Here is a 12,193-nt window from a genome sequence, read left to right as displayed (position 1 = left end):
CTGTCTGTCAGGTTGTATGAAGAGGAATGTGAATTGGCAGGAATTAGGGCATACCGTGATTGTCCATACACCGTATATCTTGCTTTATGCCGTCAGCGCGTAGGTGACGATATTGACGCCAAACTTGGTATTGTCTTCGGCCAGAAACCGTTTGTTTCGGAAATCATAATCCCATTCGCAGCCATAATCTTTGTTGCTGTATAATACCCCGATCCGGCCGTTGATCGTGATGGCTTTGAGGTAATCATGCACAAGGTCATCGCCCCAGCCGTTCAATTCGAACGAGGTGGTTGGAGGACCCTCCTCAAACTTGAAAAAACAGGTGTAGATCGGGTGATTGTTCGGAATTTTCTGCAGGGCTTTAGGACCAAACGTACGACTCATTTCCTGCTCGAACGATTTGGCGAATAAACCGTCCAGATCGTGGTTACAGTCGTCGACAAAAACGAAGCCGCCATTCTGTACATATCGTTTGAAGTGGTCGCGTTCCTGAGTCGAAAACTCAACTAATTTATGACCACTCAAGTAACAGAACGGGCTTTTGAACAGATCGGGGCTACTCAATTGGACCACTTTTTCCTTCTGGTCAACGGGCAACGTCGTGTACTCCACCAATGAATGCATCAGGTTCGACGGCATTCGCTGGTCAGTATCCCAATCGCCGGAGGTGTATTGAATACGAGTGAAGAAAAAAGGTTTCAAGCGCGTTTGTTGAGAAAGAAATTAAACCGGCCTAAGCCGCAATGGCTGTTGGATCGGCCGTTGATGTTATTATTACTGGTTACAGTTATATTCATTTTAGAGTTTCTTTAATGAATATTGAAAAACAGTCATAGAGACACATTTTATGCTTAAAAATAGCCCTTTTGCCGTTATTTTACTAGGTGTTCAATGGTTTTTCCATGATATGATCCTCCATTAGAAAACCTGCACCAATATCGATTGTCTCACTATCTATAGTAGAAAAACCCATTCGTTTGTAAAACTGAATGGCTTTGTTGTATTTATTCACGTTCAACGACAGACTCGCATTAGCCCGTTCGGTCGCCAGCGTAGCTACTTTATCAATTAGTAGTCGACCAACGCCTTTCCCCTGGCTGGCTGGCAGCAGGTATATCTTGTGGATTTTGGTTTTTGCCTGATCCTTGTAATCAAACTCATACGAGATAAAGCCTAGATACGCTTGGCTTTCTGACTCCTGAGCCAATAAAAAAACATGCTTCTTGTCCCTGATCTGCGCCGTAAGCGAATCGAGACTATACATCATGTTCAGCATGTAGTCAATCTGAGCAGGCGACAGAATTTCCCCAAACGTGGCAGGCCAGGTCCGGTAAGCAATAGCCTGAATGACGGGCAAGTCCTGTTCAGTAGCTTCGGTGATTATAATCATCTGGTTAGGAATCAATCAGGCGGGTTTTGTCAACAACTTTCTTAAGGTATCCAGATTGGTTTGCTTGTCAAAAATTGCCAGAACAGGAATCTGGAACCCGTTTACAGTCAGGCTATTCAGTACATCATGGACATACAGAACAGCGACGACAGCAAACGCCATCGTTGCTTCATCTAACTGATATTGCTCTACTGATTTGCGAACCGGGTCGATAATCCAGTATTCCCGAACCCCATGAGCCGCATAATCGTCAAACTTGATGCCTCTATCGCGGCCTGTCGTACTTTTAGACAGAATCTCCACGATTAAGTCGGGGGCTGGATGCTCCATCTGATCATCCCCAAAAGAATCCGCCGTTTCACTAGTCCAATAGCATATGTCTGGCTCGTAATCGTTGCGTGTCAGGCCGACAAGCGCTTTCTCTGAATCGACTACGCCCAGATCATTCAACAGAACAAAGTTTTGAAGCAGGTTTTCAAGGTATTTAGACGCATCCAGGTGTCGGCGTTTAACGGGCGAATGCATGATGACTTCACCGTTGATAAACTCGGCTTTGATATCATCGCGCAGCCATTCCCGAAAGGCCCGGCGCCGTTGCGCTTCATCGGCCAGAATCGCCTGCGCCCGTTCAATGACTAGTTTAGCATCGGGCGCTTCTAAAAGTTCAGCAACACGGGTTTCAAGCATTTGACAGTAGATAGGTTATTCGTGAAGTTACGGAAAATTCTGTCAGGTCGAGTCGCCAGACATACAGGTTCACGTTGCCCTTCGAGGGGTAATCATAATCAGTCGTGCCTATTTTCAGTGCTCGGATTAGCAGCGCCAAATGCTAAATCTGGCGCTGCTATCATAACTTAATACCTAATCGGCACATCTTCCAACGGAAAGCTCGTGGTTTTATACGGCATCCGACAAACTGGTAAACGTAAACTCCCGAATCTTCATGGGTGGAATCAGATAGTTTTGTTCTGATTCCGTACTGACAACCCGTTCAGGTTTTCCCAGCGACTCAAGGTTGTTTAGCATAATGACCGGGCTTTCGTTGAAGCGGAAGTTTTTGACCGGGTGTTTGATCTTACCGTTCTCGATGTAGAACGTCCCGTCCCGTGTCAGGCCCGTCAGCAAAATGGTTTGTGGGTCAACTTCGCGGATGTACCAGAGTTTCGTGACCAGAATACCGCGCTGGGTGCTTTTGATCATGTCTTCTAGCGAAGCCGATCCGCCCATCATGATGAGATTATTTGGGAATGGGGTCGCTTTCTTGCCCTGCTTTTGCGCCCAGTAGCGCGAATAAGCCAGGTTTTTAACGACTCCTTTGTCAATCCACATCGTTTTTTCCTGCGGCCGTCCATCGCCCGACCAGGGAGAAGCAGGCAGCTCTGGATTAGTCGGGTCCGAGTAGAGCGTAACGCGTTCGTCGACAATCTTATCGCCCAGCCGAGATTTCCCGCCGGCTTTACTGAAGTACGATCGGCCTTCATCGGCGGAGCGGGCGTCCAGATTGAAGAAGATGTTTTCGAGTAATACGGCAGCCGCGGTGGGCTCCAGAATAACCGTGTATTTACCGGGCTCTATGGCCCGTGCTTCGGCCGATCCTTTCGCTTTCTGAATCGCGATCCGGGTAGCAGCCGCCGTATCCAGTTTGCTGAAGTCACTGTAGCCACGGGCTACGTAGCCCGACCCTTTCCCGTCGTTTGTGCGGACAGTTAAGGAGAAGTTTACGTTGGTGCTTGGGTAATACGCAAACAGGCCTTTCGAGTTCATCATGGCCGAGTAGCTATAATTATCCTGCAAAAACCCCGCAGCCGCCAGGTTCTGGGCACGGGATAACTCGAGGCTTTTAGCGACTACTTCAGCGCGTGTATCGGGGGTAACCTTAGCGGTCGAATCGAAAAAGCCCGTTGCCTTTTGGTATTGTTGTGGTCCTAAAAGGCCAACGTATTCCGGGTTTTCGGGAGCAAGCTTGGCCAGTTCTTCGGCCCGGCGAACTACTTTTTCGAGCGAGGCATCGTCGAATTCATCAATTGTAGCCACGCCGACTTTTTTACCGAACGCCGACTGTACCTGTAGGTTTTGATTGACCAGGGATCCACTGGTTGATACTTCATTGCGGGCGTAACGAAGGTTTCCGCGCTCTTCAACGACCAGATTAACTTCGCATTCGTCGGCTTTTGAGTAACTGAGAACTTTGGTAAGCAGGGCTTTGGCTTCTGCTTCAGTAAGTGTAATAGCCATGTTTAGTCTGTGGTAGTGGGGGATATATGGTTTACGGTTTGAGGTATACGGGGCTGACGCGTCAATTGTTCGCGTCAGCCCCGTATACCTCAAACCGTAAACCGGTCAAATCTTCCGAGCTGTATTGATCACATTAACACCATTGAAACGGGCCGTGCTGCTGCCGTGCGAAACCGCACTCGATTGCGAAGGCTGTCCTTTACCATCAAAGAACGATCCCCCAAGTCGATAGTCACGTTCGTCGCAAACCTGTACGCAGGAGTTCCAGAACTCCTGGGTGTTCGACTGGTAAGCCACATCTTTCAGCATACCGGCAATCTGGCCATCCTTAATTTCGTAGAACAACTGCCCGCCAAACTGAAAATTGTAGCGCTGCTGGTCAATAGAGAAGGAGCCATCGCCAATGATGTAAATGCCTTTTTTTACATCTTTTATCATTTCCTGGACGGATAATGGAGTTTTGCCAGCCGCCAGCGATACGTTGGCCATGCGCTGAAACTGTACCGAACTCCAGCTATCGGCGTAGCAGCAGCCCTGCGACTCTTTCTCGCCAATAATATGAACCTGATCGCGAATGGCCTGGTAGTTTACCAGCGTACCATCTTTTACCAGATCCCACTTCTTGGTTTTCACGCCCTCGTCGTCGTAGCCAACGGCGCCCAACGATCCGACCTGTGTTTTATCGGCGATAAGGTTTACCTGTTTGCTGCCATAGTTGAAATTCTTGGACTGCCATTTATCGAGGGTTGCGAAGCTGGTTCCGGCAAAGTTGGCCTCGTAGCCCAATACGCGGTCGAGTTCGAGCGGGTGCCCAACCGATTCGTGAATGGTGAGCCAGAGGTGGGATGGGTCGAGGACGAGGTCATACTTACCGGCTTCTACCGACTTCGCTGAGTGTTTGGCACGCGCTTGTTTGGCGGCCGCTGTCACGTCTTCCAGCATATCGTAGCCCATGTTGTAACGGGTTGTAATTCCCGTTACTTTATCCGCTGGGTTGACCTGTAGGTAGTCGTAGCCCATGCCCATGGGGGCGCTGAGGGTATTACGGGTTTCAAACTTGCCCGTTTTCGGGTCGATGGCCGTAACAGTGAAGTTGGGCCAGATCCGGTGAATATCCTGATCGGCGTAGGTGCCATCCGTTGAGGCAAAGTATTTTTGCTCGTTGACCATAAACATCACCGAGTTTACGTAGTTGGCCCCGTTTTTCAGAGCCGCACTATTGACCGAAAGAAGCAAATCGACTTTCTCCTGAATGGGTACTTCAAACGCATTGCGTTTGATGGGTGCTTTCCAGGAAACTTCGCCGTAGCCTTTCTGGGGGGCCAGTTGTACGGGCTCTTTCATTAAGCGGGCGTTGGCTTTGGCGATGGATACGGCTTTTTCGGCGGCTCTGGCCATATCAGCCTCGTTTTTCGCATCAACAATGGCGGCAAAACCCCAGCAGCCATCGGCAATAACGCGAACGCCAACCCCATAGGATTCGGTGTTAACGATGTTCTGAACTTTGTCTTCCCGCGTAATGACGAACTGATTCAGGTAGCGGCCAATGCGCACATCGGAATAAGTGGCCCCTTTACTTTTGGCTGCGTTGAGCGCGGCATCGGCCAACCGTTTTTTCTGGGCAACATCCATACCTACTTCCAGCAGGGCTTCCGGACTGACAGTGCGCGAAAACGCGGGCAAACTCGGCAATAGGATACCAGCGGTTCCCATGCCTAAAAGTTGATTAAAATCTCGGCGGTTCATGTTAATTTGGTTGGGTCACGGAGATGCACAGAGAAAGATCCATAAATCGTTTACTAACGGTGGGCAACATCCTGACGCTAAAATAATAGGTAAATTGTCTACAAATCTTACGTAACTCGTTGAGTATTCTTTAACGAGGTTGTTTAATATTTTACTGTTGGCTTTTTCGTCATTGCGACGCAGAAGCAATCTTCGGATGGTGTAAAAACTCCTCACCTGAAGATTGCTTCTGCGTCGCAATGACAGAAAAGGAACTTGCCGTCATTCGGTTTTAGAAAGTTCAACCTACGCCTTACGCCTATACCGCATCCGACAAGCTCGTGAACGTAAAGTCCCGGATTTTCATCGGCGGTATTAAATTGCCACCCGCCCGAACCGGTTTGCCTAGTGCTTCAACGTTATTGAGCATGATGACCGGACTTTCATTGAACCGGAAATTCTTGATCGGAAATTTGATCTTACCGTTTTCGATGTAGAACGTACCGTCGCGCGTCAAGCCCGTATAGAGCTGCGTTTGTGGATCAACAGCGCGGATGTACCAGAAGCGGGTGACCAAAATGCCTTTATCAGTGCTCTTGATCAGATCCGCCAGTGACTGCGTTCCGCCCAGCATAATGAAGCCGCCGGGGGCTGGAATTGGCGCAACGCCTTTTTTGTCGGCCCAGAAACGCGAATAGAACATATTCTTGACGACGCCATTTTCGATCCAGGTTCTTTTTTCCTGCGGAAGCCCATCGCTACCACCCCCACCGAAACGGCCGCCCCCTCCGCCACCCCCACCTCCTCCGCCAAATGGCGATAGGGGAAGGTCAGCATTCATGGGGTCACTGATAATGTTTACCCGTTCGTCGAAGAGTTTTTCATTTAAGCGGGTACCACCGCCTTTCTTGCTCAGAAAGCTACGGCCTTCGTCGGCGGAACGGGCATCCATGCTCCGCATCATGTTTTGCAGTAACTCAACCGAAGCCGTAGGTTCCAGAATGACCGTGTACTTACCGGGCTCCAGCGCTCTCGCACTGGCTGACGCCAGCGCTTTTTGCATCGCTATTTCGGTAGATGCCTTCGTGCTGAGTTTGCTAACATCGGTAACGTCTGGATTCGCATAGCCCGAACCCAGTCCATCGGCCGTGCGGACCGTGATCGAAAAATTGACGTTTGTGTCCCGGTTGTAGCCGAAAAGCCCCTTGCTGTTTCCGAGGGCGGCAAACCCCGTTGAGTCTTCCATGTAGCCAGCAGCTGTCAGGTTTTTCTGGCGGCAGGGATCCAGACTATCAAAGGCGGCCTTCGCCCGAAACTCAGGGTCTATCTTGGCGGTGTTTTCCGAATACGTACTGGTTTCCAGGTATTTTTGCGGCCCCAGCATGGGCATGTATTCCGGATTTTCGGGGGCAAGCCGGGCAATTTCTTCGGCCCGCCGAACGGTTTTTTCGAGCGAGGCATCGTCAAACTCGTTGATGGTCGATGTGCCGGAACGTTTGCCAAACACGGCCGTTACGGCCAGCGACAGGTTATCGGATTCGCCACTGGTCGATACGGAGTTACGGGCGTATCGAATGTTGCCTGTCCGGCCACCTGTTACACTCACACTCATTTCATCGGCTTTGGAATAAGCCAATACCTTATCAATTATCTTCTTTGATTCTTCTTTGGTTAAGATTGCCATCTTTTGAGAGTTTTTTAGTTTACGGTTTTTGGTTTACGGTGGCTGACGCATGACCGCTTTGCGCACCGTAAACCAAAAACCGTAAGCCGGTTATATCTTCCGACCCGTATTAATCACATTAACCCCGTTGAAGCGGGTCGTGGCGCTGCCGTGCGAAACCGCACTAACCTGCGAAGGCTGCCCTTTGCCATCGAAAAACGAACCGAACGTACGGTAATCGTCTTTGTCGCAAAGCTGGGCGCAGGAGTTCCAGAATTCCTGGGTGTTCGACTGGTAAGCTACATCATCCAGCATCCCAACAATTTCACCGTTCTTGATTTCGTAGAACAACTGCCCGCCAAACTGGAAGTTATAGCGCTGCTGATCAATGGAATACGAGCCGCGCCCGATGATATAGATGCCCTTGTCAACGCCCTTGATCATGTCAAATACCGACCGTTTTTCGGCACCTGCCTTTAACGAAACGTTCGGCATGCGCTGGAACTGAACAGAGTCCCAGTTGTCGGCGTAGCAACAGCCGTTCGACTCTTTTTCGCCCAGAATAGCCACCTGGTCGCGAATGGCCTGGTAGTTCACCAGAATCCCGTCTTTAATCAAATCCCACTCTTTGCAGGGAACGCCTTCATCATCGTAACCAACGGTGCCGAGGGTATGGGGCTGGGTTTTGTCGGCGACAATGTTGACCAGCTTGCTGCCGTAATTGAATTTCTTTGTTTTCCACTTGTCGAGGGTCGCGAAACTGGTGCCGGCGTAGTTGGCTTCATAACCCAATACCCGGTCGAGTTCGGTTGGGTGACCGACGGACTCGTGAATGGTCAGGCCAAGGTGATTGGGATCAAGCACAAGATCGTATTTGCCGGGCTGCACCGTTTTGGCCGTCAATTTTTCTTTTGCCTGTTTAGCGCCTAGTATGGCATCTTCCACCATATCGTAGGAATTTCGGTAACCGATCAGGCCGTTGGGCGCGGCAATCTTTTCCGACGCCAAGCCGTCCAGGTATTCGTAGCCCATGCCCATGGGTGAGCTAAGCGCATCGCGGGTTTTAAATTTACCCACCGCCCGGTCAACGGCCGATACTGTGAACGTCGGCCAGATGCGGTGAACATCCTGGTCAATGTAGGAGCCATCCGTTGAGGCAAAGTACTTCTGCTCATTAACAAAGAACAGATTCGATGTAACGAAGGCCGCCCCGTTTTTCATGGCCTCACTGTTCACCTTCATCAGCAGATCGATCTTCTCCTGAACCGGAATCTCGAAGGCATTCTTTTTAATCGGGGTTTTCCAGGTTACCTCGCCCACCCCCTTTTGCGGAGCCAGTTGCACGGGTTCTGTTTGCAGGCGGGCATTGGCTTTGGCAATGGCCACGGCGGTTTCAGCGCATTTGGCAATGCCCTGGGGGGTTACTTCGCTGGTAGCGGCAAAACCCCAGGTTCCGTTGGCAATGACCCGGATGCCTATACCATAAGACTCGGCATTGGCAATGTTCTGAACCTTGGCCTCACGGGTAAATACGAACTGCTGTAGATAGCGACCGATACGGACGTCGGTGTACGTAGCTCCCTTGCTCCTGGCGGCATTGAGGGCTATGTCGGCCAGTCGCTTTTTTTCGGCATTGTCGATGCCCACGCCCCGGCCGCTTGCTTCAAGCAGGTATTCCGGCGATACAGCGCTTCCCAGCACGGGAATAGAAGCTGTCAATAAACCGCCAATGCCTAAGCCAGACAACTGGATAAAGTCACGTCTCTGCATGTACTAAGAAGAAGTTGAGTGTTGATGATTGAGCCTGAACTGTTCTTGGAAAACACGAATATGGCTGAAAAAGCCGAATGAATTAATATATAACTTGCTTTTTGTGACGAACGGTAAGGGGCTACTACGGATAAACACCCAATTTTATTTGGTATAATTGCTTAGACTCAGTTGATTCTTTATGGACGAATGGCTCGATAATATGGCAAACATTATCGCCGTAGAAGCGACAGACATCATCCTGTATGCCAGAAATGAACAGACCCTATTGCTGACGCATAGTAAGGGCAAAAGGAAACCGTTAACGCAATAAGTACTGCGTTGGGAACTAGTAATCTACATACGTTTTAACCGTGAGCAGAAAGTCGATTCAGGGATTATAAGCGAACGAACGTTCGGGTAACCGTAGCGGGCTGATTAGGAGCTAGCTCGAAGAAGTTGTCGATCAGCAACTTTTTGTCGCTTTGTTCAATCCAGTAATCTGTGAGTTGCGACGAACTGGAGAGGGTATTCCGTACGCTGATCCGATTATTCAACAGGCTATACTGGTAGAACCCGCTGCCCAGTTTAGGGACCAGACTCCCGCCCTGATTGACTTCTTTCCCGCGTCTGACCAGTAAGGTATTCGGCAGTGATTTGCCGGATTGATCGAGGTTAAAGAAGAGGGTATCCTGTCGGGCCGTTTCCTCAATCCATACACCCGTCAGCGCATCGGGCGTAACAGATTCTGATTTTGTACAAGCCGTAAAACCACACAAGAAAACGATGGAACAGACAAGTAAACGCATAAACAAGCTTTTTCGGTAAGATACCTTTTATCAATGACTGTGCCGTGACTGGTACGAAACTAGCCACGGCACAGTCATTCACAAAATTAGATGTTACTATTTTTTGCCCTTCTTTGGCTTTTCAGGTTTTTCTACTGCCTTCTCGGCCTTCGCCGGCTTTTCGCCTTTGGGCTCTTTTTTTGGCTCTTTCTCTTCTTTCGGAGCCTTTGGCTCTTTCGGCGGAGCCGGTACGGGTCCCGGATGCGCTATAGAATGGCGAACAAAGGTACCCCAGGTCAAATTGTCACCACCTTTTTGTGCTTTCTTCGCCCGGTCAATAGCCATGTTCGCGGCAGCCTCAACAACCCACTCAAAGTTTTCCTGACCAACCGAATGAATGTCCGCGTCGGGGGCTGGATTGCAGAAGTCGATGGCGATAGGGATACCATCACGCACGGCAAACTCAACCGTGTTGAAGTCATAGCCAAGGCCGTGGTTCAGTTTCAATACGTAATCAGTCATGGTTGCCAACAGCTTCTTGCCCGCGTCGCCAGTGGTCTGCATTTCGGCGGCATAACGCAGATGATGGGGATTCCGTGGCTCGTAAGGCATGATCCGAACATCTTTTCCGCCAATGCAATAGCAACGGAAATAATCCGTGAAGTCAATGGCTTCCTGATACAGCATAACGAGTTGTGCCGTTTCGTCGTATGCCTTGAACATCTGGTCCGGGTTGTCTACTTTATAGACACTTTTCCAGCCTCCGCCAGCGTGGGGCTTCATGAAAGCCGGAAAGCCGATGTGGTTGAAAATACGATCCCAATCCATGTTTTGCAGATTGCGGAACGAGTTGTGGTTAGTATCGTCGGGTCGCTCTTTTGAAGGAAGCAGAATGGTTTTAGGAACAGGAACCCCTAGCTGGACTGCCAGTGCATTGTTAAAGAATTTCTCGTCGGCACTCCACCAGAAGGGGTTATTGACAACGGCAGTACCCGTCAGGGCCGCATTTTTAAGAAACGCTTTGTAGAACGGCACATCCTGAGAAATCCGGTCGATGATTACGGCATAATCGGTTGGGACACTTTGTTCAACCTGATCGATGCTGACAAACTCGGCCGGAAACTGGCTTTGCTTTTCATTGACGCGATCCACAAAAGCCTGCGGAAATGTATTCTCCTGGCCAAATAAGATGCCTATCTTGTTTTTAGTGCTCATAATAAGATAGTTAGAGGGGGCTTTTGTTATTGTTGATTAATGAAACGAAAAAGTGTTTTGTTCTGATTGGTGGTTGATGAGGTAAACCTATCGCTTTCTGGTTTGTTTGACCCACTCATGTATTAATTTCACCTTAACCTGGATACAAAAGCCGGTTACAAGAGTGTTTTTAGGTGATGTTCTAGGTGAGCAACGTAATCATGAACAAGCCACTCCAACGTTCTGGGTTCCATGTCGATCTGGCCGAATTGAACTGGTCGGCTTAGGGCATTCACCGGTATAGACCGGGTAACAATTATAAGTTGCCTGTTAAGGCTTTGCCAAAGTATCAACAAATGTTCCAATGGTGCGCATTGGTATTTGTTCAGCTTTACTAATTCATCCTGATTGTACGGCTGAACCAGATAAGAATCATCCGCAAATTGCGCATCTGTAAACCGCTTCAGATTATTGATGGCCGAGTCGATCAGATGTCCCAGAATTTCTTTCCTGGACCATTTTCCGGGCTGCTGATTCAGAAGTTGATCGTCTGGTAAGCTCCGCAGATGAACGGGTACCTGGTCAACATAGGTAGCAAGGCGGTCGAGGGAATCCATTGGGCAGCGGTTAAATCATGCTTAAATAACGCGGAAACTGATCTTTCCAGACGGGCCAGTCGTGGTTACCCCAGGGTGTTACATCCAGCTGATGACGAATGCCTTTTCGGCTGAGAATGCCCGATATACGGTAATTTGACTCTTTGCAGAAATCGTACTCCGACGTTCCCAGTACGATATTCATGTGGTAGAACTCGTTATTCTGGGCATTGGGCAAAAAGTCGGGTGGGTTGTTCAAATAGACGTTTTCGTCGTAATACCCGCCCAGAAACGAGCGAATGTCAAAAGCCGCGCCCATCGTGAGCAAATGGCCCACCTGTTCCGGGTGCCGAAAAGCGAAATTGAGGGCATGATAGCCACCAAACGACGCGCCCGAAACGCCAATTTTTTTAACGTTGCACTCCCGTTGAATGCTGGGTACTAATTCCTCGTGCAAAAAACGGTCGTAGAGTACGTGGTTCCAGATTCGGGTGCCGGGATGCAGGTGTTTGGCGTACCAGCTATCGCGGTCGATGCTGCCGATGCAGTACAACTTTACTTTACCCGTCTCAACAAACCAGCGGGCTGTCTCGGTCAGACCGAAGTCTTTGTACTCGTAATAGTGCCCCATCGACGTTGGGAAAAGTACCACCGGGTACCCCCAGTTGCCATAAACCAGCATCTCAATGTCGCGCCCGAGGTGGTGCGAATAGAATTTCCGATAATCTTCCTGCACAAGTATGTTCGTTTGATGAGACCGCCACAAATTTGGTATGAAAATAGCCGAAATAGCTAATGCTGACGAAAAACAGGCCGGTATGAGTTGAAAAAATCTCAATTTTGTAGCTCGTGA

11 protein-coding genes are annotated in these 12,193 nt (G+C 49.5%); all 11 read right to left on the bottom strand.

What is annotated here, in order from left to right; translation table 11 throughout:
* Positions 1 to 84: 84 nt before the first annotated feature.
* Entirely contained in the window at positions 85 to 702 is a 618-nt protein-coding gene (locus ACYU87_RS10815) for a DUF4159 domain-containing protein (RefSeq protein ID WP_461134078.1), read from the bottom strand.
* A 178-nt stretch (positions 703 to 880) separates the two neighbouring features.
* Positions 881 to 1,390 carry a GNAT family N-acetyltransferase gene (locus ACYU87_RS10810; RefSeq protein ID WP_461134077.1) on the bottom strand — a complete coding sequence of 170 codons (510 nt, stop codon included), beginning with the start codon at positions 1,388 to 1,390 and terminating at the stop codon, positions 881 to 883.
* Between the two features lie 15 nt (positions 1,391 to 1,405).
* Positions 1,406 to 2,077: a Uma2 family endonuclease gene (locus ACYU87_RS10805; RefSeq protein ID WP_461134076.1), complete on the bottom strand. Its 672-nt coding sequence runs from the start codon at positions 2,075 to 2,077 to the stop codon at positions 1,406 to 1,408.
* Between the two features lie 210 nt (positions 2,078 to 2,287).
* A complete protein-coding gene (locus ACYU87_RS10800) occupies positions 2,288 to 3,625 on the bottom strand; it encodes a TldD/PmbA family protein (RefSeq protein WP_461134075.1) in 1,338 nt (445 codons plus the stop codon).
* Between the two features lie 105 nt (positions 3,626 to 3,730).
* Positions 3,731 to 5,371: a TldD/PmbA family protein gene (locus ACYU87_RS10795; RefSeq protein ID WP_461134074.1), complete on the bottom strand. Its 1,641-nt coding sequence runs from the start codon at positions 5,369 to 5,371 to the stop codon at positions 3,731 to 3,733.
* Positions 5,372 to 5,669: 298 nt separating this feature from the next.
* Positions 5,670 to 7,034 (bottom strand): TldD/PmbA family protein, encoded by a 1,365-nt coding sequence (locus ACYU87_RS10790; RefSeq protein WP_461134073.1) that lies wholly within the window; start codon positions 7,032 to 7,034, stop codon positions 5,670 to 5,672.
* Between the two features lie 90 nt (positions 7,035 to 7,124).
* Entirely contained in the window at positions 7,125 to 8,783 is a 1,659-nt protein-coding gene (locus ACYU87_RS10785; RefSeq protein ID WP_461134072.1) for a TldD/PmbA family protein, read from the bottom strand.
* A gap of 377 nt (positions 8,784 to 9,160) precedes the next feature.
* Positions 9,161 to 9,571, bottom strand: coding sequence for a hypothetical protein (locus ACYU87_RS10780; protein WP_461134071.1), 411 nt, complete (start codon positions 9,569 to 9,571; stop codon positions 9,161 to 9,163).
* Positions 9,572 to 9,667: 96 nt separating this feature from the next.
* Positions 9,668 to 10,765, bottom strand: a complete 1,098-nt coding sequence (locus tag ACYU87_RS10775) for an ATP-grasp domain-containing protein (RefSeq protein ID WP_461134070.1) — start codon at positions 10,763 to 10,765, stop codon at positions 9,668 to 9,670.
* Positions 10,766 to 10,920: 155 nt separating this feature from the next.
* Complete coding sequence (locus tag ACYU87_RS10770; RefSeq protein ID WP_461134069.1) at positions 10,921 to 11,361, bottom strand: DinB family protein; 441 nt, start codon at positions 11,359 to 11,361, stop codon at positions 10,921 to 10,923.
* Between the two features lie 10 nt (positions 11,362 to 11,371).
* On the bottom strand, positions 11,372 to 12,076 hold the full coding sequence (locus tag ACYU87_RS10765) for an esterase family protein (RefSeq protein WP_461134068.1): 705 nt from the start codon (positions 12,074 to 12,076) through the stop codon (positions 11,372 to 11,374).
* Positions 12,077 to 12,193 lie beyond the last annotated feature (117 nt).

The organism is Spirosoma lituiforme (assembly GCF_054776635.1).
This window is presented reverse-complemented; position numbering and strand designations above follow the sequence as displayed.

Excerpts from the sequence above, each read along its gene's own strand:
- ACYU87_RS10810 (WP_461134077.1), bottom strand. The coding sequence starts at position 1,390 with ATGATTATAATCACCGAAGCTACTGAACAGGACTTGCCCGTCATTCAG.
- ACYU87_RS10805 (WP_461134076.1), bottom strand. The coding sequence starts at position 2,077 with ATGCTTGAAACCCGTGTTGCTGAACTTTTAGAAGCGCCCGATGCTAAA.
- ACYU87_RS10800 (WP_461134075.1), bottom strand. The coding sequence starts at position 3,625 with ATGGCTATTACACTTACTGAAGCAGAAGCCAAAGCCCTGCTTACCAAA.
- ACYU87_RS10795 (WP_461134074.1), bottom strand. The coding sequence starts at position 5,371 with ATGAACCGCCGAGATTTTAATCAACTTTTAGGCATGGGAACCGCTGGT.
- ACYU87_RS10790 (WP_461134073.1), bottom strand. The coding sequence starts at position 7,034 with ATGGCAATCTTAACCAAAGAAGAATCAAAGAAGATAATTGATAAGGTA.
- ACYU87_RS10785 (WP_461134072.1), bottom strand. The coding sequence starts at position 8,783 with ATGCAGAGACGTGACTTTATCCAGTTGTCTGGCTTAGGCATTGGCGGT.
- ACYU87_RS10780 (WP_461134071.1), bottom strand. The coding sequence starts at position 9,571 with ATGCGTTTACTTGTCTGTTCCATCGTTTTCTTGTGTGGTTTTACGGCT.
- ACYU87_RS10775 (WP_461134070.1), bottom strand. The coding sequence starts at position 10,765 with ATGAGCACTAAAAACAAGATAGGCATCTTATTTGGCCAGGAGAATACA.
- ACYU87_RS10770 (WP_461134069.1), bottom strand. The coding sequence starts at position 11,361 with ATGGATTCCCTCGACCGCCTTGCTACCTATGTTGACCAGGTACCCGTT.